At 61.4% G+C, this 18,572-nt stretch carries 16 protein-coding genes; 10 read left to right on the top strand and 6 right to left on the bottom strand.

Annotated features, from left to right (window positions below; genetic code table 11):
* Positions 1–33: 33 nt before the first annotated feature.
* The 3 genes from AC1D13_RS16540 to AC1D13_RS16530 all read right to left on the bottom strand — a co-directional run bounded on the left by AC1D13_RS16540 (position 34) and on the right by AC1D13_RS16530 (position 3,630).
* On the bottom strand, positions 34–894 hold the full coding sequence (locus AC1D13_RS16540; protein WP_477689931.1) for a DUF3047 domain-containing protein: 861 nt from the start codon (positions 892–894) through the stop codon (positions 34–36).
* Positions 895–1,112: 218 nt separating this feature from the next.
* Positions 1,113–2,213 carry a porin gene (locus AC1D13_RS16535; RefSeq protein ID WP_457282597.1) on the bottom strand — a complete coding sequence of 367 codons (1,101 nt, stop codon included), beginning with the start codon at positions 2,211–2,213 and terminating at the stop codon, positions 1,113–1,115.
* 355 nt (positions 2,214–2,568) lie between these two features.
* Entirely contained in the window at positions 2,569–3,630 is a 1,062-nt protein-coding gene (locus AC1D13_RS16530; protein WP_457282596.1) for a porin, read from the bottom strand.
* Between the two features lie 762 nt (positions 3,631–4,392).
* On the opposite strand from AC1D13_RS16530, the gene AC1D13_RS16525 reads away from it, so the two are divergent.
* On the top strand, positions 4,393–5,682 hold the full coding sequence (locus AC1D13_RS16525; protein WP_457282595.1) for a porin: 1,290 nt from the start codon (positions 4,393–4,395) through the stop codon (positions 5,680–5,682).
* 151 nt (positions 5,683–5,833) lie between these two features.
* Positions 5,834–6,463 carry a 2-polyprenyl-3-methyl-6-methoxy-1,4-benzoquinone monooxygenase gene (gene coq7, locus AC1D13_RS16520; RefSeq protein ID WP_457282594.1) on the top strand — a complete coding sequence of 210 codons (630 nt, stop codon included), beginning with the start codon at positions 5,834–5,836 and terminating at the stop codon, positions 6,461–6,463.
* Positions 6,464–6,559: 96 nt separating this feature from the next.
* Here coq7 and AC1D13_RS16515 read toward each other — a convergent pair whose 3' ends face one another.
* Positions 6,560–7,018, bottom strand: coding sequence for an OsmC family protein (locus tag AC1D13_RS16515; protein WP_457282593.1), 459 nt, complete (start codon positions 7,016–7,018; stop codon positions 6,560–6,562).
* Positions 7,019–7,270: 252 nt separating this feature from the next.
* On the opposite strand from AC1D13_RS16515, the gene ilvA reads away from it, so the two are divergent.
* The 8 genes from ilvA (at position 7,271) to AC1D13_RS16475 (ending at position 16,342) form a co-directional block, all read left to right on the top strand.
* Positions 7,271–8,914, top strand: a complete 1,644-nt coding sequence (gene ilvA / locus AC1D13_RS16510; protein WP_477667370.1) for a threonine ammonia-lyase, biosynthetic — start codon at positions 7,271–7,273, stop codon at positions 8,912–8,914.
* A 38-nt stretch (positions 8,915–8,952) separates the two neighbouring features.
* Complete coding sequence (locus tag AC1D13_RS16505; protein ID WP_457282591.1) at positions 8,953–9,216, top strand: cysteine-rich CWC family protein; 264 nt, start codon at positions 8,953–8,955, stop codon at positions 9,214–9,216.
* A complete protein-coding gene (gene cobT, locus AC1D13_RS16500; protein ID WP_477689930.1) occupies positions 9,173–10,234 on the top strand; it encodes a nicotinate-nucleotide--dimethylbenzimidazole phosphoribosyltransferase in 1,062 nt (353 codons plus the stop codon). The genes AC1D13_RS16505 and cobT overlap by 44 nt, the downstream gene beginning before the upstream one ends.
* Positions 10,235–10,251: 17 nt before the next feature.
* A complete protein-coding gene (locus AC1D13_RS16495; protein WP_457282589.1) occupies positions 10,252–11,106 on the top strand; it encodes an adenosylcobinamide-GDP ribazoletransferase in 855 nt (284 codons plus the stop codon).
* Between the two features lie 130 nt (positions 11,107–11,236).
* The gene (locus tag AC1D13_RS16490; RefSeq protein WP_477689929.1) at positions 11,237–11,785 is read left to right on the top strand and encodes a histidine phosphatase family protein; all 549 of its coding nucleotides are present in this window, start codon (positions 11,237–11,239) and stop codon (positions 11,783–11,785) included.
* A 172-nt stretch (positions 11,786–11,957) separates the two neighbouring features.
* A complete protein-coding gene (locus tag AC1D13_RS16485; protein WP_457282584.1) occupies positions 11,958–12,926 on the top strand; it encodes a 5'-nucleotidase in 969 nt (322 codons plus the stop codon).
* A gap of 17 nt (positions 12,927–12,943) precedes the next feature.
* On the top strand, positions 12,944–14,734 hold the full coding sequence (locus tag AC1D13_RS16480; protein ID WP_477667373.1) for an ABC transporter ATP-binding protein/permease: 1,791 nt from the start codon (positions 12,944–12,946) through the stop codon (positions 14,732–14,734).
* Complete coding sequence (locus AC1D13_RS16475; RefSeq protein ID WP_457282582.1) at positions 14,735–16,342, top strand: MFS transporter; 1,608 nt, start codon at positions 14,735–14,737, stop codon at positions 16,340–16,342.
* Between the two features lie 180 nt (positions 16,343–16,522).
* On the opposite strand, the gene queC is transcribed toward AC1D13_RS16475, so the two are convergent.
* Positions 16,523–17,263, bottom strand: a complete 741-nt coding sequence (queC, locus tag AC1D13_RS16470) for a 7-cyano-7-deazaguanine synthase QueC (protein WP_477667374.1) — start codon at positions 17,261–17,263, stop codon at positions 16,523–16,525.
* A 15-nt stretch (positions 17,264–17,278) separates the two neighbouring features.
* The gene (locus AC1D13_RS16465; protein WP_477667375.1) at positions 17,279–18,457 is read right to left on the bottom strand and encodes a fumarylacetoacetate hydrolase family protein; all 1,179 of its coding nucleotides are present in this window, start codon (positions 18,455–18,457) and stop codon (positions 17,279–17,281) included.
* Positions 18,458–18,572 lie beyond the last annotated feature (115 nt).

The following is an 18,572-nucleotide window of genomic DNA, read 5'->3' as shown; positions in this document are numbered from 1 at the left end:
GTCAGTGGAGTCCCGAGTTCAGCAGGTTAAATACTAGTCCTGAAGGGACAGCGGTGCAAATCCAGGGGTTTGTGAAACCTGCAGCAATTCCGGGGCCAGTGCCGGCGTGGCCACGATGCTTGCGGTTGTGTTTTTGAGGCTGACGGGGCCATACCAGGCCTTGGTGATTTGGCGCGTGTTGTCGCTGTCAGTCATGATGGCGACACCGACCAAAGCGCCGGGCGGCTCGCCGAAGGCCTTTTGGTAGTCGGCACGAATGTCGCGCTGGTAGTCGAGCCAGCGATCAAGGCGGCCGGGACCGGATTCGATCACCACTTTGCGGATTCGGTCGGTCCGTGTATTGATGATCACGCTTTCTGGCGCGCTGTGAGAGCCCCAGACATACATGAGCGTCGCGTATGGTAGCGGCTCGCCTGTCAGTGCCAATGCAAGCTCTGAAAGCATGGCGTTCTTGGCCGAAAACTTCGACCTGTCACCTTCAAAGGCCAGGACCACACGCACGGGTGAATCATCGCTGTCGCGTTGCGTCATGTCCGCACCCACAATCATCTTCGGTACCTTCCAGGAAAAGCCCAGGGTTCCAAGTTCTGCAGACTCTACACGCAGGTTCTGCCGCAGCATGCTGGCGGCGCTGTCGGATTCACCAAGAACGGCATTGCGCCCGTCCAGGCGAATGGCACGGTAACGTGTCGACTTCTTGCCCGGGAAAGTGCAGTGCTGCCACTTAACGGTATCTGCATCAGTGCTTGTAGACGATGCAGAAGTCCAGTCGACATTCGTGCTGGCTATAGGGGCGGAAGTCCCGAACCCCGCGCAGCCAGCGGCAAGAAACAGGTAGCCGGCAGCCAGCAAGCGCAACGTGCGAACGAAGAAACGGTGATGTGTCAGTGGCATTGAACGTGGGGGAACAGCAATGAACCTGGTCAGTTGCGTCTTGTCTAAATATCAAGACCTTGGTATCTAACGCGGCAGATGCGAAAAAGTTTCACAAATTCCAACGACTCACAACATCAAGCGGCAGTTCGTACGTTTTTTCACGAAAAAAGCCGCCCCGGGTTACCCCGAGACGGCTTTTAGATTCTCATCAAAAACTGGCTTAAGCCAGCTTCAGATTAGAACGTGTGGCGAACACCAGTGGCCAGCAGCGAACGCTTGCTGGTGGTAGCGGCATTCACGCCAGACTCAACCTTGGTGTTGATGTAGCCAGCGTACAGGGTCGTGCGCTTGGACAGATCGTACGTACCGAGCAGGCTGTAGCCCTTACCCTTGTTGGTAGAACCGCCGCCTTCGCTCTTGGCGCGCTCGTAGCCAATGGCCACGGTTGCTGCACCGAAGGGAGCGCTCAGGCCGATTTGGTACTCTTTGTCTTTGAGCGTGTTGTTCTTGGCGGTGTTGTAGCTACCCACCAGCTTGACAACGCCGAAGTCGTAGGTTGCGCCGAGCAGGTTGTACTTGCGCGAGTCAGCAGCAGCGGCGCCAACACCTGCCGCGTTAGCAGCACCGGTTGCACCGGAGAACATGGTGGAACCAACTGATTCTTTTTCACGCTGGTATGCGTAACCGACCAGCAGAGGGCCGTTAGCGTACTTCAGCTGGATGCTGGAGCTGTTGGAAGCAGAAGCGGTAGCCGTCTTGTCTTCGCCAAAACCATAAACCACCGAGCCGCTGAAGCCGCCGAAATCGGGCGAGTCGTAACGCACGGAATTGTTAACACGGTTGCTGTAGTCTTGAATGCCCGTGCCCCACACAGTGCCGGTCTGGGCAAAGGTGTTGGAGTCATAGGTATTGTTGGTAGCGCCGCGGAGCGAGTCATAAGCGCTGTACTGACGGCCCAGGCGAACTTCGCCGAAGGAGCCCTTCAGGCCAACAGTTGCCACGCGACCAAACAGGGTGCTGGCTGCGCCGGCAGCGGAACCACCAGCGTTGTTTGCGGATGCGCCGGTAGAAATGTCAAAACCGCTTTCCAGCGTGAACACTGCAGCCAAACCGCCGCCCAGATCTTCGCTACCACGCAGGCCCCAACGCGAGCTGCTCAAGCCGCTGCCATTGATCTGGCCTTGGCTAACTTTGGTTTCGGTACCAGCGGTAGACACTTTGGTAACGTTTTGGCCGATGTAGGCATCAGCAACGCCGTACAGGGTCACGGAGGATTGGGCATGCGCGACGCCAGCGGTTGCAGCGAGTGCAGCCAGGGCGATAAGAGTCTTTTTCATTGAGAGTTTCTCCAAGGTTAAACATAGGGCTCCGGCACGGGGACCATTTCAGACTTACGCCTTCATGGCACCACCAGAGACCCGGGCCAACCCCCGTTTCGGGAAGTTGGGTCTATTGCACCAGACTGGGCTTCAATTCGCAAAGGAATGCCCGAAAAAACAGTCAAGCCGTTGTGCTCAAGCCACAAATGGACGGTGACCCGTGGAAAAGAAACAACGCCAGCGAAAACCCGGGATTTCTGCTTGCCAGAACCTGGTTTTTTAGCCCGATTTCAGTCGACCCAAAAAAAAAGCCGTTTCACTGAAACGGCTTTTGATAAAACCCAGGCAAGCCCGGGTTTAGATCCAAACTGGATTAGAACGTGTGGCGAACGCCAACACCGTAGGTGCTGGTCTTGCGATCAGTCACACCAGCGCCGGTTTCCTTGCCGCTCTGAACACCAGCGTACAGGTTCGTACGCTTGGAGAGGGCATACAGACCAGCCAGGCTATAGCCGGTACGCTTCAGCTCGGAAGCACCAGCTGGGCGGGTGCTCTTGGAGCGGGCATAACCGCCGGACAGGGTGAACGTGCTGTTGACAGGGAAGTCAAGGCCAATTTGGTACTCGGTCGCTTTGTCCTGTGCCAAACCGGTCACGGGGGTGGTGCCGTTCTTCACAGTACCGTAAGCGCCGAGCAGCTTGACCACGCCGAAGTCATACGAACCATTCAACTGCGTGTACTTGATGGCAGTGCTGGCACCAGTGGCTTTTTCGGTCTGATAGGCCAAAGAAGCACCGATGGGGCCGTTTGCATAAGCAACGTTAAAGCTGGCGATCTTGCCGGCGCTGACAGTCGCGGTTTTGTTTTCGCCGAAGCTGTACATCGCAGCAGCAGAGAAACCAGCCAGGTCTGGGGTCTGGTAATAGATCGAGTTGCCAGGACGGTCCTGGTAGCTGTTGCTGGCCCACACGCTGGTGGAAGGCGCAAACAGGAGCGAGTCGAAGCCAGCGGCGCCGGAACCCTTGACCATGTCGTACGGGGTCCACATTTTGCCGAGCTTCAATTCACCGAAGCCACCAGAAAGGCCAACCCAGGACTGACGACCAAAGATTGCATTGGAGGTCGCGCCGGTATAGGGGTTGGTGTAGTTGTTTGCAGCACCGGTGCTGGGGTCAAAGCCGGCTTCCAGCAGGAAGTTGGCTTTCAGGCCGCCACCGAGGTCCTCAGAACCCTTCAGGCCGAAACGGCTGGTCTGCAGACCACCGCCGCTACCGGAAAAAGGATGGGCAACGTTCACGCCGGACTGGCTGACGCCGTTGTCCTTGACGGTACCAACCCAAGCGTCCACGAGTCCATAAACGGTCACGGTGGACTGGGCAGAAGCCATGCCGGAAACGGCCAGCACGGCCAAAGCAACTAGGCTTTTCTTCATCATTAGAAAATCTCCAAAAGGTGGAAAACAAACACTGCTACGAAACAAACATTTATAAGGGCTCAGTGACTACCCTTAGGCCAATTTAACCAAAGAGTCACAAATCACACAAAGCCTTATCTCTACTATTAGCAACGTTCATACCCGAATTGTTGGCCCCTAACAACGCATTGCATTTGCGCACGCTGGAGGTGCGCGCACGGATGCGCCGGCCGAACGAAGCCGTACGAGGGAAGTTTGCAGGTAGCCGGGGCAGACTGCCCCAAAGCAGGGCACCCGCCCCCAGATGCCCTGCCTTGGTGAAAAACACAAACCCAAGTCGTTTTCTATCTCCAGGAAGCGTTATGGCTAAAAAAAATCGAGCAAGAAGGGGGACAGGCTGGCGTAGTGCGGCATGAACCGTTGTAAACGCGAGTCACTCTGCTGCCGCCAACCCGCCAGTCGCCCCGGATTAGAGGTCAAACCCTAGCCACCGGTTGCGCATGGCTGCGTCGTTCTCCAGCCTCGCTTAAAACGATCTTCAGCATCAGAATTTGAGAGGGGAAACACAATTTCCTGGCAACCTCCCAAGGTTTGCCGCCAGCATCAGCCGGGGCAAGAAAACATCGGGTTTTCCCCTGTCGCAAAAGTGATACCCCCCGTATTGCCTCTCTTTACGGGCCGCCGCATCCCCACTAATCTTTGCTCCATCGAGTCAAGCCGGTGTGTGCATTTACGGCAATGACTGCGAAGGTTTTCCCTCAATTAAAACTCTCTGGAGACTCCATGAAAAAACTGACCCTCGTTGCAACTGCGATCATGGGACTGCTGTCCACTTCCGCCGCCATGGCACAAAGCACCGTAACCGTGTATGGCATTGTTGATGGCGGCGTCAACCATGTCACCGGCCTGCGAAGCGGATCGATCACCCACATTGCCAGCGGCATCATGGAGGGGTCACGCTTCGGCCTGCGCGGCACCGAAGACATCGGCGGCGGCTACAAGGCCATTTTTACGCTTGAGAACCGTTTTGAAGTCGACACGGGAGCCATGTCGAACTCAGCAGCCTCGGGGACTCAAATGCCCGATCGCATGTCTACCGCCGCAGGACTTGGCTTGAGCACGCTCCCTATTCCGGCGGCCTCGACGGCTGCGCTGATCAGTGCCGTGAATGCATCCATCGGAAGCACGATTGGTGTGAACCTGCCGGGTACCGCAGGCAGCCGGCTGTTTGACCGTCAGGCATTCGTGGGCCTGATCACGCCGGTCGGCGCGTTCACATTCGGCCGCCAGTACACCCCTGGCTACCTGGTAGGCGCCACCTTCGACGCGTCCCAGACCCAGTCCAGCCTGGCAGCCGGCCAGATTGCCAGCTTCCCGCCGGCTTTCGACATTCGCCTGAGCAACACGCTGCAATACGGCATTCAGACGGGCGGCATCACCGCCGCGCTGATGTATGGCGCCGGTGAAGCGGCTACCGCAACCGTTGGCAACTCTGCCAGCCGTTTCTTCGGCGGCATGGTCATCTATAAAGGCACCGGATTCTCCGTCGGTTATGGCCACAACCAGCGCAACAACGAGCTCGGCCAAAAGTCGCTGGAAAACAATGTGCTGGGTGCGACGGTTGACGTGGGCCCCGGCACCCTGTACGGCCAGTACGCCACGATCAAGGATGAGAACCCGAGCGGTCTCTCCACCATCGGCGCAACCGTTACCACCGCTAGCGGCAGCGCGCTTGTAGGTGCAGCCTTTCAATCCGCCTACAACAATGCCTTCAGGCAGGACGCCAACCTGGCGCACATCGGTTACCGCATGACCAGCGGCCCACACACATGGGTTGTGGCGTACAACCGCCTTGATGACAAGCGCCCAGCAGATGCCGACACCAGCTCCTACGGCGTGACTTACACCTACGCGCTGTCCAAGCGCACCAACCTGAATGCCGTTCTGACCCGCTTCGACAACAAGGGTTCGGGCCAGGCAGCCCCCGGTGGCAACGGTTTCCTCGGCGGCGTGACGTCTTCTGCAGGCGTTGGCTCCACCAACATCGCCCTGGGTATTCGTCACACGTTCTAAAGATCAAGGTTGCGTCCGGATCCCGATCCGGCCTCCTTTTTCAAAAAGCCCCCGCATGGGGGCTTTTTTGTGGCCGTTTCCATTCCACCGGACGAGGGATAACATGGAACCATCCCGCCTCAAGAAATCGTTCCAAAAGAACCGAAGCACCATGACCACCGCACTCGATACCGCCCTCAATGCCGCCGACGGCGCCCTGCGCACGCTTTTTGCCGCCCCGCGCGCCAGCCGTACCTGTCCCACCGTACCTGGGGAGAAAACCGAGCTTGCCGCGCAGGACAAGGTGCGTTCAGGCGCGCTGATGCGCGTCAACCATGTGGGTGAGGTCTGTGCGCAGGCCCTGTACGCCGCGCAGGCCCTGGGTACCCGCGACCCGGCCCTGCGAGAGCACTTCCTGCAGGCCAGCCGCGAAGAGGGTGACCATCTCGCCTGGACAAAAACCCGGCTCGACGAACTCGGCGCCCGGCCTTCCCTCCTCAATCCACTCTGGTACGCCGGCGCCTTCGGCCTGGGCCTGGTCGCCAGCCGGCTCGGTGACCGCCTGAGCCTGGGTTTTGTCGTGGAGACGGAGCGCCAGGTTGAGGCCCACCTGGCAAGCCACCTGGAGCGCCTGCCGGCCGGCGACCACGAGTCGCGCGCCATCGTGGCCCAAATGAAAGACGATGAAGCGCTGCATGCACGCGAGGCCGAGCAGGCCGGCGCGCTGCAATTGCCCGAGCCGGTCAAGGCCCTGATGCGCTCTGCGGCACGCGTCATGACGACAACGGCGCACTACATCTGAAAGATTCCGCTGAAGCGCAAGCTGATGCAGGTCCAGCAGCTATAAATTTGATAGCTACTTGCGCCCGACCACAAAGGGCTTGCGGCCAAAATCATCTCAAGCCTCTATGACCTCAAAGCTGGTCGTGATCTCTGCTGTTTTCGCCAGCATGATGGTGGCCGAGCAGTATTTGTCGTGGCTCATGGCGACCGCACGTTCCACTGCGCTGGTGGCCAGGCCACGCCCTGTGACGACAAAATGCATGTGGATTTTGGTGAATACCTTGGGGTCGACAGGCGCCCTTTCAGCACTCAATTTGACCGAGCAGCCCCGAACATCCTGGCGGCCACGCTTGAGGATCAGCACCACGTCGTAGGCTGTACAGCCACCGGTGCCGGCCAGCAAGGTTTCCATGGGCCGGGGTGCCAGGTTGGCGCCGCCGTTTTCCGGTTTGTCGGCATCGGGCGCGCCGTCCATCACCAGGGTATGGCCGCTGCCGGTCTCAGCCAGAAAGCTCATGCCGGAGCGCGATCCTGTGACCGCCGTCGGGCCCGTCCAACTCACCGTGCATTCCATGAATCTCTCTCCTCATGCATAAAATTTATGATTAAACCGTGAAAAATGTCGAATTTACGCCACAAGATATTGTGCAGCGCAACATCGGCCCGCTATACTGAAATCATCGCATCAAGATCAGTTGTCCGGCAACTCAGGGTCTTTTTGCACCGGTTGTCTCCTCCACCTCCTCTAAGGGTGGATTTACAGGCCCAGACTGCAAAGTCTGGGCCTTTTTTCTTGCCCACTATGATGTCAGGCTGCGAGAAAAACATGCCAACCCACACCAAACAAGCCACGCGCCCTGCTCCCAAAGTTGCCAAAGCCACCAAAGCTTCCGGGAAATCTTCCGGCAAAACGTCGAGGCCCGCACTGAAACCAGCCGACTACCTGAAAAAGATCTTGACGGCACGGGTCTATGACGTGGCGGTGGAATCCAATCTGGAGCCCGCGAAAAACCTGAGCCTGCGCCTGAAAAACACCGTGCTGCTCAAACGCGAAGACCAGCAGCCGGTGTTCAGCTTCAAGCTGCGCGGCGCCTACAACAAGATGGCTCACCTGAGCCCCGAGCAGCTCAAAAAAGGCGTGATTTGCGCCTCGGCCGGCAACCATGCGCAGGGTGTAGCCATGAGCGCGCAAAAGCTCGGCAGCCGCGCGGTGATCGTCATGCCGACAACCACGCCGCAAATCAAGATTGATGGCGTTCAAGGCTGGGGCGGCGAAGTGGTGCTGCACGGTGACAGCTATTCGGATGCCTACGCCCACTCGGTGAAGCTGCAAAAAGAGCAGGGCCTGACTTTCGTGCATCCGTTCGACGATCCGGACGTCATTGCCGGCCAGGGCACGATTGCAATGGAAATCCTGCGTCAGCTGCAAACCCTGGGCTCGCGTCGACTGGACGCCGTGTTCGTGTCGATTGGCGGCGGGAGCCTGATTTCTGGCGTGGCCAACTACATCAAGGCGGTGCGTCCCGAGATCAAGGTGATCGGCGTGCAGATGAACGACTCGGACGCGATGATTCAGTCGGTGGCGGCGAAAAAACGCGTCACGCTGACCGACGTGGGCCTGTTTTCGGACGGCACGGCAGTGAAGCTGGTGGGCGAGGAAACCTTTCGCATCAGCCGCGAGCTGGTTGATGAGTTCATCACTGTCGATACCGATGCGGTATGCGCCGCTGTCAAGGATGTATTTGTCGATACCCGTAGCATTGTCGAGCCTGCCGGCGCGCTGGCTGTGGCCGCCATCAAGCAGTATGTAGCCCAAAACAAGACCCGGGGTGAAACCTACGCCGCGATTTTGTCCGGCGCCAATATGAACTTCGATCGCCTGCGCTTTATTGCCGAGCGGGCCGAGGTCGGCGAGGAGCGCGAAGCGCTATTCGCCGTGACGATTCCCGAAGAGCGCGGCAGCTTCCGGCACTTTTGCGAACTGATCGGCGAGCTGCCCGGCGGGCCGCGCAGCGTGACCGAGTTCAACTACCGCATCAACGACGACGCCAAGGCCCATGTCTTCGTGGGCCTGACCACTTCGGCCAAGGGCGAGAGCAGCAAGATCGCCGCGAACTTCTCGCGCCACGGCTTCAAGACACTGGACCTTACGCACGACGAGCTCGCCAAGGAACACATCCGCCACATGGTGGGCGGGCACAGTGCGTTGTCCAAAGACGAGCGCCTACTGCGCTTCATCTTCCCGGAGCGGCCGGGCGCGCTGATGAAGTTCCTCTCCAGCATGCGGCCGGGCTGGAACATCAGCCTCTTTCACTACCGCAACCAGGGCGCCGACTACGGCCGCATCCTGGTGGGCCTGCAGGTGCCCAAGGCCGACAACAAGGCCTTCAAGGATTTTCTGGACACGCTGGGCTACCCTCACGTCGAGGAAACCGCCAACCCTGTCTACCGGCTGTTCTTGCAGAGCTGACCGCAAAGCTGACCGTAGAGCCGACAAGCCCATCCGCCATGAGCCCACAGGCCGCACCCCCGCCAACACCCGCCCAGGCCGACACCTCGGTGTGCCCCCGCTGCGGCGCCGGCCTGCGCTGCGGCATGGCGGCAGGAGACGCTGAATGCTGGTGCGTGCAACTGCCGCACATCATGCCCGTGCCCTCTGAACGAACTCCCCAACCGGAAGGCAGTGCGCTGTCGTGCTTCTGCCCCGCCTGCCTTAAACAAATCACCGATGAACGCATCCGACTTTCCGCCCCTTCTCCTGCCCGCGATTGAGCCGACTGCCGACCTCACGCTGGAGGCCAGGCTACGGCACAAGATCGACCACAAAACCAAGCCACTGGGCGCGCTCGGCCTGCTCGAAAGTGTGGCACTGCAGCTGGGCCTGATCCAGCAAAGCGAGAACATCACGCTGCAAGCTCCCCAAATGGTGGTCTTCGCGGCCGACCACGGCATCGCCGCCGAAGGCGTTTCGGCTTTTCCACAAGCGGTTACGGTGCAAATGGTCGGCAACATGCTGGCCGGCGGCGCCGCCATCAACGTCTTCGCGCGCCAGCACGGCTTTGCCCTGCACGTGGTGGATGCCGGCGTGGCCGCGGACTTGCCCGCGCACCCGCAGCTGCTGCAGCGCAAGATCGCCCACGGCACCCAAAACATCTGCAGCGGGCCTGCAATGTCACACCTGCAAACCCTCGCCGCGCTCACGGCGGGCATGGACATCCTGCAAGCGCTACCCGGCAATGTGGTGGCGTTTGGCGAAATGGGCATTGCCAACACCTCGCCTGCCGCCCTGTTGCTGGCACGTCTTGCCGTCATCAGCATCGACGACGCCACGGGGCGCGGCACCGGCCTGGATGACCAGCAGCTGCAACGCAAACGCGCCGTGCTGGCGCGCGCGCTGGCCCGTCACCCCGACGCAACGCAGCCCCTGGATGCATTGGCCGCCCTGGGGGGCTTTGAAATCGCCATGATGGCCGGCGCCATGCTCCAGGCCGCCAGCGAGCGCCGCGTGGTACTGGTCGACGGCTTCATCGCAGGGGCGGCAGCACTGGTGGCCCGCTCGCTCGCTCCCGCGGTGCAGGGCTACATGGTGTTTTGCCACCGTTCCGACGAGCACGGCCATCGCCTGCTGTTGGCGCACCTGAAAGCCCAACCGCTGCTGGACCTGGGCCTGCGCCTCGGCGAAGGCACGGGCGCGCTGCTGGCCTGGCCGCTGGTGCAATCGGCGGCCGGCTTTCTCAATGAAATGGCGAGCTTTGACTCTGCCGGTGTGAGCGGGCGGGAAGACGCATAAACCACCATGGGCCTCGCATGACATCCATCACCCTGTTTGTCCGCGAGTTCCTGCTCGCCGTCCAGTTCTTCACGCGCATCCCTATCACAGGGCGGCTGGCCGCCTGGGTGGGCTACAGCCCCGAGTTGTTGCGCGCCAGTGCCGGCCACTTCCCTGGGGTCGGCATTCTGGTGGGCCTGTTTGCCGCCGCCGTGTACGCGCTGTTTCATGCGGTGTTACCCGACACCACGTTCTCGCCGCTGGTGGCCGCGGCGTTTTCCACTGCCGCCACCGCGCTGCTGACGGGCGGCTTCCACGAAGACGGCCTTGCCGATGTAGCCGACGGCCTGGGCGGCAGTCACGACAAAGGCCGTGCGCTCGAAATCATGAAAGACTCGCGCGTGGGTGCCTTTGGCGCCATGGCGCTGGTGCTCGCCCTGCTGAGCAAGGTCGCGCTGCTGGCCATCCTCGGCTCGGTCGAAGGCGCGCCCGCCGGCTGGGGTGACTGGGAGGAAGCCCCCTTTGGCAGCTGGTATGTCTGCGCCGCGCTGTGCACGGGCCACATCATGTCGCGCGGCCTGCCGCTGCTGCTGATTTACCTGCTGCCGCACGTGGGCGACACCGCCCAGTCCAAATCCAAGCCGCTGGCGGACCAGATCTCCCCCGGCAGCCTGCTGGTGGGTTTTTCCTGGTGCCTTGCCGCGCTGGCACTGGCCACCTTCGTGCTCGACGTCATGAACCTCATCGTCGCCTGCAGCTTTTCCGTGCTCGCACTGCTGTGGATGGGCCGCCTCTTCAAACGCCGGCTGCAGGGTTTTACCGGCGACTGCCTGGGCGCCACCCAGCAGGTTTGCGAAATCGCTTTTTACCTGGGCCTGGCCATCAGTCTATGAAATGGCCCCCACGCTTCCCCACTTCGTGTGGGTCGCTGCCCCCCGAGGGGGCCGCTGCGCCTGCGGCCCGGCAAAGCCGGTTCCGCGGCCCTGGCTGGTATTCGCAGCACAACCCCAGGCCGGTCTTTGAATGAAACTTTGGCTGGTCCGCCACGCAAAGCCCCTGATTGACGCCGGCGTTTGCTACGGCCGGCAGGATGTGGCGGCCGACGCCGACGCAACCGCCGAATGCGCCCGAACGCTGGCAGAGATGCTCCCTCTTGCCACCCGTGTCATCAGCTCCCCGCTACAAAGATGTGAGCACCTTGCGCTCGTCCTGAGCGGCTTGCGGGCCGATTTGACCTATAAAACCGACCCACGATTGCAGGAAATGGACTTCGGCAACTGGGAAGGCCGCAGCTGGCAGCACATTGCACCGGCCGAGCTGCAAGCCTGGACCGATGGCTTTGCCCAACATGCCGTGGGCGGCAGCGGCGAGAGCACTATGCAAGTCATGGCGCGTGTGGCCGCGGCCTTTGACGAGTTGCAGGGCGAGGTTGATACCTTGTGGGTCACGCATGCAGGCGTCATCCGCGCCGCGGAACTGATTGCACGTGGCCAGCGTCAGATCACAAGGGCAGACGAGTGGCCGATCAACGCACCCAGCTATGGACAATGGTGCAAACTGGAGCTTGTATGAACACCCCCGTCGGATGCTCGCTGCGCGTAGCACCTTCCCCCCTTGCAGGGGGCGATGCCTGTGGCCTGGCAAAGCCAGTTCCACGGCATCTGCTTGCATCGCGCCGTAGCTCGGCGATCAACGCCGGGAAGCCATCCCGAAAAACACACTGACAACAACAAGGCATCAAACAATGGCAGCAACTCTGGATGGTCAGCTCGTGGTGGCGATCTCGTCACGCGCGCTGTTTGACTTTGAAGAAGAAAACCAGGTTTTCGAAACCGGCATGACGGCCGAGCCCGTGCCCGGTGCAAAAAAAGACGCGGCTTACATGAAGCTGCAACTCGAGCGCCTGGATGTTCCGGCCAAGCCCGGCGTAGCATTTTCGCTGGTCAAAAAACTGCTGGCCTTCAACGAGGTACCCGAAAGCGCCGGGGAAGCGGCCAGTCCCACTGCACCCACCCAGCGCGTCGAAGTCGTGATCCTCTCGCGCAACGACCCCGTCTCCGGCATGCGGGTTTTTCGCTCGGCCCAACATTACGGCCTCAAGATAGAACGCGGCACCTTCAACCGCGGCGAGGCGCCCTGGCGCTACCTCAAGCCCCTGCACGCCAATCTTTTCCTGTCCGCCCATCTGAGCGATGTACGTGACGCCCTGCTGGCAGGCGTGCCGGCCGCGCAGGTGTATCCGCATTCGGTGCGCGCCAGCGATGCACACCCCAACGAAGTGCGCATCGCCTTCGACGGTGACGCGGTGCTGTTTTCGGACGAAGCCGAGCGCGTCTTCCAGGCACAGGGCCTGTCAGCCTTCCAGCAGCACGAACGCGACAAGGCCACACAGCCGCTGCTGGCCGGCCCGTTCAAGCCCCTGCTCGAAGCACTGCACCGCCTGCAGCAGGTCGGCACCTCGCACATGCGCATACGCACCGCCCTGGTCACCGCCCGCAGCGCGCCCGCGCATGAACGCGCCATCCGCACGCTGATGGACTGGAACATCGAGGTCGATGAAGCCATGTTCCTGGGGGGTCTCGCCAAAGGCGAATTCCTGCGCGAATTCGAGCCCGACTTTTTCTTCGACGACCAGACCGGTCACGTGCACTCCGCCTCGCAGCATGTGCCCTCGGGCCACGTGGCCAGCGGTGTTTCCAACCAGCTTTCCTGAGCCGCGAAAGGGCTTTCATGAATCCGTCCAGTCTTTTCGCAAAATTTGCCGCATTCAGTCTTTTTGCCAGGCGGATAGCCGCACTGGCCGCCCCTTACTTCCGGTCCGAAGAAAAATGGAAGGCACGCGGCCTTCTCGTGGCCATCGTGCTGCTCAACCTCGGCACGGTTTACATGGCAGTGCAGTTCAACGACTGGTACCGCGTGTTTTATGACGCACTTGAAAAACGCGACCAGATCGTCTTCTGGCAGCAGATGGGCCGATTCAGCTATCTGGCCTTTGGCGCGATCATCATCGCCGTCTACAAGTTCTACCTGACACAGTTGCTGCAAATGCGCTGGCGCGCGTGGATGACACGCGACTACCTGCGCCGCTGGCTGTCGCACCACGCCTTCTACAAGATGGAGCTCGCGCGTTATTCGGCGACAACCGACATCAACGCCAGCCCGGACAACCCGGACCAGCGGATTCAGGAAGACGTGCAGTCTTTCACCACCTCCACGATCACACTGAGCATGGGCCTGCTCAATGCGGTCGTGACGCTGGTCAGTTTTGTCGGCCTTCTCTGGGTTCAGTCGGGTCCGCTGGACTTCACCCTGGGCGGAAGCAGCTATTTCATCCCGGGTTACATGGTCTGGGCCGCGGTGGCCTATTGCCTGGTCGGCAGCGTGCTGGCGCATTACATCGGTCGGCCACTGATCAAACTCAACTTCTTGCAGCAGCGCTACGAAGCCAATTTTCGCCACCACATGGTACGGGCGCGTGAATACAGCGAATCCATTGCGCTGGACCATGGCGAGGCGGTGGAGCGCAGCCAGCTCGATGGTCGTTTCACGACGGTGCTGGCGAACTACCTGAACCTGATACGCGCCAACAAAAAACTCATCTGGTTCCAGAGCTTCTTCGGCCAGGCTGCCTTGATTTTTCCGTTCCTTGTTGCGGCACCTCGCTTCTTCGGCGGAGCAATCCAGCTTGGCCAGCTGATTCAGATTTCCTCGACCTTCGGCAAGGTTCAGGACTCACTCAGCTGGTTTGTGGATAACTACGACAATCTCGCCAGCTGGCGCGCGACAACAGATCGCCTGACAAGCTTCGAAGACAGCATGATTGCGCAGGCAAAAGACAACGTCGGCCTGGTCACCAGTGCGTCCACATCGCTCACGTCGAGCGACCTCAATCTGGCCCTGCCGACCGGAACCGTTCTCCTGACAGGCGTCGAACTGCATGCCGACGCCGGCGATCACATTCTGCTCAGAGGCCCTTCCGGCAGCGGAAAGTCCACCCTTTTTCGCGCTTTGGCAGGCATCTGGCCGTTTGCCACCGGCCGTATCGCCCGACCTGAAAACGCCATGTTCATCCCGCAGCGTCCGTATTTCCCGAACGGCTCCTTGCGCGATGCACTGGCTTACCCCGAACTGGCGGCAGGCTACACCGACGACACACTGAAGCAAGCCCTCAATGAAGCCCTGCTGCCCGACCTGGCCGCACGGCTGGACGAAGAAGACGCCTGGAGTCAAAAGCTTTCTGGCGGTGAGCAACAGCGCCTCTCCATCGCTCGGGTATTGCTGAAGAAACCCAAATGGATTTTTGCGGACGAAGCCACCAGCGCGCTCGATGAGGCAGCTGAAAAAACGCTGTATGAACGTTTGCTGGCGCTCGTCAAAACATCGGGAGGCGCGATCATCTCGATCGCCCACCGCCCCAACGTGGCAGCCTTTCACAACAAGACCTGGGCTTTCGAAAAGCTGCCCGAAGGCTCACCCGCGCTGTTCACGCTGAACCAGCGTGCCGCACAGGAAGCGCCCTGAATGCCCGAGGAAGCTTCAAGAACCCCCGAGCCGGTAACGGCTGAATCCCTCTCCGCCTGGGCGCCCATCAAGCGCCCGGTGTTCCGCATGCTGTGGAGCACCTGGCTGGTCGCCAACATCTGCATGTGGATGAACGATGTGGCGGCCGCATGGATGATGACCTCCATGACCACCTCGCCCCTCTGGGTGGCGCTGGTGCAGTCGGCTTCCACACTGCCGGTTTTCTTGCTCGGGCTGCCCAGCGGCGCACTGGCCGACATCCTGGACAGGCGCCGCTACTTCATCATGACGCAGTTCTGGGTGGCGGTGGTGGCCACGCTGCTGTGCATCGCCGTGATTTCCGATGTCATGACGCCGCCGCTGCTGCTGGCGCTGACCTTTGCCAACGGCGTGGGCCTGGCCATGCGCTGGCCGGTGTTTGCCGCCATCGTGCCCGAGCTGGTTCCCCGCGTGCAGTTGCCCGCCGCGCTGGCGCTCAACGGTGTTTCGATGAACGCGTCGCGCATCGTCGGCCCACTCGTTGCCGGCGCTTTGATTGCCGGCGCCGGCACCGAATACGTGTTCGTACTCAACGCCGTGCTGTCGGTCATTTCGGGCTTTGTCATCATGCGCTGGCGGCGCGACCACGCGCCCAGCCCGCTGGGGCGCGAGCGCCTGGTCAGCGCCATGCGCGTCGGCCTGCAGTTTGTGAGCCAGTCGGCGCGCCTGCGTGCGGTGCTGCTGCGCGTGGCCATTTTCTTTTTTCACTCCACCGCCCTGCTGGCTTTGCTGCCGCTGGTGGCGCGCGGCCTGCACGGCGGTGACGCCGGCACCTTCACGCTGCTGCTGGCCTCCATGGGCACAGGCGCCATCATCGCGGCGCTGAACCTGGCGCGGCTGCGCCAGATGATGCCGCGCGACGTGCTCGTAATGCGATCGACACTCCTGCAGACGGCATCCACCGCCGCCATGGCTTTCGCGCCCAATGTGTATGTGGCCGTTCCGGCCATGCTGCTCAACGGCATGGCCTGGATAACCTGCGCCAATTCGCTCAGCGTGTCGGCCCAGCTGTCATTGCCCGACTGGGTGCGCGCGCGCGGCATGTCGATGTACCAGATGGCCATCATGGGCGCCAGCGCAGCGGGTGCGGCGCTCTGGGGCCACGTGGCAGGCCTCACCAGCGTATCCACCGGCCTGCTGATGGCTGCCGCCAGCGGCTCGATCGTGATGATGGTGGCGCAGTACCTCGTGTCGGACCTCAGCATTGAAGAAGACCTGACGCCGTCGCGCCAGTTCAAGGCGCCAGTGGCTGAAGAGCCACCTGGTGCAGGCCGCGTGGTGGTGAGGATTCACTACCAGATAGACATGGCGCGCGCCGACGATTTTCGCGCGCTGATGCAGGAAAGCCGCCGCAGCCGCCTGCGCCAGGGCGCGCTGGAATGGGAACTGCTGCGCGACGTCAACAAACCCGGCCACTACATCGAGCAGATCATTGACGAGTCATGGACCGAGCACCTGCGCCGCTTTGACCGCGTGACGGCCAGCGACGTGGCGCTGCGCGAACGCAAACTCGGATTTCACCTGGGCGAAGAACCCCCGCTTGTCACCCGCAGCATCGTCGAGAGTTAGGCCCCCACGGTCGCTCACTTCGTGTAGCTCCCTGCCCCCCGAGAGGGCCGCCCGCCCGTGGCCCGGCAAAGCCGGTTCCACGGCTCATGCTGGCTTAAGAGTTCATTGGGCGCGACCAGTGGGGGCCGCGGAACCGGCTTTGCCGGACCGCAGGCGCCGCCCCCTCGAGGGGGGAACAGGCTACACGGAGTGAGCCTGGACGGGGGTGGTTTTATAGCCCGCATAGCCCCGCGCCCGCAATTCGCAGGCCGGGCACGTCCCGCACCCATAGCCCCAGGCATGCCGGTGCACGCGATCGCCGAGGTAGCAGGTGTGGGTGTGTTCCACGATCAGGTTGACCAGCGCTTCGCCGCCGTTGGGCTCGCCGGATTTTTCACCGATGTCATGCGCCAGCCGCCAGGTGTCGGCCTTGTCGATCCACATCAACGGCGTCTCGATCAGGAAGCGTTTGTCCATGCCCAGCGACAACGCCAGCTGCATGGCTTTCATGGTGTCGTCGCGGCAATCGGGGTAGCCCGAAAAGTCGGTTTCGCAAACGCCGGTGACCAGCACCTGCAAATCTCGCCGGTAGGCCAGCGCGGCCGCCAGCGTGAGGAACAGCAGGTTGCGCCCCGGCACAAAAGTGTTGGGCAGGCCCGAGCTTTCCATCTTGAAAGCGACGTCACGTGTCAATGAGGTGTCGCTGACCTGCCCGAGCACCGCGAGATCCAGCAGGTGGTCTTCACCAATCTTGTGGGCCCACTGTGGAAACTGCTGTTTGATTTCGCGCAGCACATTGAGCCGCGCCTCCAGCTCCACCTTGTGGCGCTGGCCGTAGTCAAACGCCACCGTCTCGACACGTTCGTATTTCGACAGCGCCTGCGCCAGGCAGGTGGTGGAATCCTGCCCGCCGGAAAACAGCACCAATGCAGAGGTATGCATCCGCCCTCTCCTTCTTTACAGCAGCTTGCGCTTGGCCAGGCTTTTCATCAACGCCGAAATGCCGAAGGTCCACGGCGCGGCCTTGTCGGAGGTGGTGACGCGGTTGACCAGGCTGCCCAGCTGCGGCGTGGCCACCGTCACCACATCACCCACCACGTGGGTAAAGCCCTGGCCGGGGCCATGGCGGTCTTGCGTGGGCGCAAACATGGTGCCCAGGAAGAGCATGAAACCGTCAGGGTACTGGTGGTTGGGGCCAATGGCCTGCGCCACCAGGTCCAGTGGGTCGCGGCTGATTTTCTTCAGCGAGCTACCGCCCTTCATCACAAAGCCCTCAGGTCCCGTCACGGTGATGCTCAGGTCGCTGCTGCGTACATGGTCGATGGTGAAGCGCTCGTCGAGCAGGCGGATGAAGGGGCCGATCGCGCACGAGGCGTTGTTGTCTTTGGCTTTGCCCAGCAGCAATGCGCTGCGGCCTTCGAAGTCGCGCAGGTTCACGTCGTTGCCCAGCGCCGCACCCACCGTCTCGCCACGCGAGTTCACGGCCAGCACGACTTCAGGCTCGGGGTTGTTCCAGTCGCTGCCCGGATGTATGCCCACTTCGGCGCCCGTGCCGACCGCGCTCATCGGCTGGCTCTTGGTAAAGATTTCCGCGTCGGGGCCAATGCCCACTTCCAGGTACTGCGACCACATGCCTTTTGCGATCAATACGTCTTTGAGTTGGGCGGCTTCGGGTGAGCCGGGCTTGATCTTGCCCAGGTTCTCGCCGATCACGGCGATCACCGCCTTGCGCGCCTCGTCAGCCTTGCTGGCGTCGCCGCCGGCCTGTTCTTCAATCACGCGCTCGAGCATCGATTCGACAAACGTCACGCCCGAGGCTTTCAGTGCCTGCAGGTCGCATGGCGCCAGCAGCCAGGGCAGCTTGGTGTCATGTGCATCCTCAGCGGAATTGGCCAGCACTTCGGCCGTGCCCGCCAGTCGCGGCAGCTTCGCCGCAGCGGCCCGCACAACCCTGGCGACACCCGGCAATTCCAGCAGCTGGCTGGCGGTTGGCGCAACGCTGGAAAGGTCGTACACACCGTCGGGTGTGACCAAGGCCAGCACCGGGCCAGTGCCTTCTATCCAGACACGCCCCACCAGCAAGGCATCAGCGGCGTCAACAGGCAGGGTGGAAGCAGGGCTCAGGGAGTTTTTCATGATGTTGGAAGGGAAGAACAGGAAGGGCAGCACACAAAAGCGTATGAAGCTGTCAATAGTACAAGGAAGTACGAAAAGCCCAGGCGCCCCGCTGAGGGTTGAGGAAAAGCGCACG

This window comes from Polaromonas sp. P1_E12 (genome assembly GCF_056405975.1).
This window is presented reverse-complemented; position numbering and strand designations above follow the sequence as displayed.

Coding starts and splice junctions, on each gene's coding strand:
- AC1D13_RS16540 (WP_477689931.1), bottom strand. CDS start 894: ATGCCACTGACACATCACCGTTTCTTCGTTCGCACGTTGCGCTTGCTG.
- AC1D13_RS16535 (WP_457282597.1), bottom strand. CDS start 2,213: ATGAAAAAGACTCTTATCGCCCTGGCTGCACTCGCTGCAACCGCTGGC.
- AC1D13_RS16530 (WP_457282596.1), bottom strand. CDS start 3,630: ATGATGAAGAAAAGCCTAGTTGCTTTGGCCGTGCTGGCCGTTTCCGGC.
- AC1D13_RS16525 (WP_457282595.1), top strand. CDS start 4,393: ATGAAAAAACTGACCCTCGTTGCAACTGCGATCATGGGACTGCTGTCC.
- coq7 (WP_457282594.1), top strand. CDS start 5,834: ATGACCACCGCACTCGATACCGCCCTCAATGCCGCCGACGGCGCCCTG.
- AC1D13_RS16515 (WP_457282593.1), bottom strand. CDS start 7,018: ATGGAATGCACGGTGAGTTGGACGGGCCCGACGGCGGTCACAGGATCG.
- ilvA (WP_477667370.1), top strand. CDS start 7,271: ATGCCAACCCACACCAAACAAGCCACGCGCCCTGCTCCCAAAGTTGCC.
- AC1D13_RS16505 (WP_457282591.1), top strand. CDS start 8,953: ATGAGCCCACAGGCCGCACCCCCGCCAACACCCGCCCAGGCCGACACC.
- cobT (WP_477689930.1), top strand. CDS start 9,173: ATGAACGCATCCGACTTTCCGCCCCTTCTCCTGCCCGCGATTGAGCCG.
- AC1D13_RS16495 (WP_457282589.1), top strand. CDS start 10,252: ATGACATCCATCACCCTGTTTGTCCGCGAGTTCCTGCTCGCCGTCCAG.
- AC1D13_RS16490 (WP_477689929.1), top strand. CDS start 11,237: ATGAAACTTTGGCTGGTCCGCCACGCAAAGCCCCTGATTGACGCCGGC.
- AC1D13_RS16485 (WP_457282584.1), top strand. CDS start 11,958: ATGGCAGCAACTCTGGATGGTCAGCTCGTGGTGGCGATCTCGTCACGC.
- AC1D13_RS16480 (WP_477667373.1), top strand. CDS start 12,944: ATGAATCCGTCCAGTCTTTTCGCAAAATTTGCCGCATTCAGTCTTTTT.
- AC1D13_RS16475 (WP_457282582.1), top strand. CDS start 14,735: ATGCCCGAGGAAGCTTCAAGAACCCCCGAGCCGGTAACGGCTGAATCC.
- queC (WP_477667374.1), bottom strand. CDS start 17,263: ATGCATACCTCTGCATTGGTGCTGTTTTCCGGCGGGCAGGATTCCACC.
- AC1D13_RS16465 (WP_477667375.1), bottom strand. CDS start 18,457: ATGAAAAACTCCCTGAGCCCTGCTTCCACCCTGCCTGTTGACGCCGCT.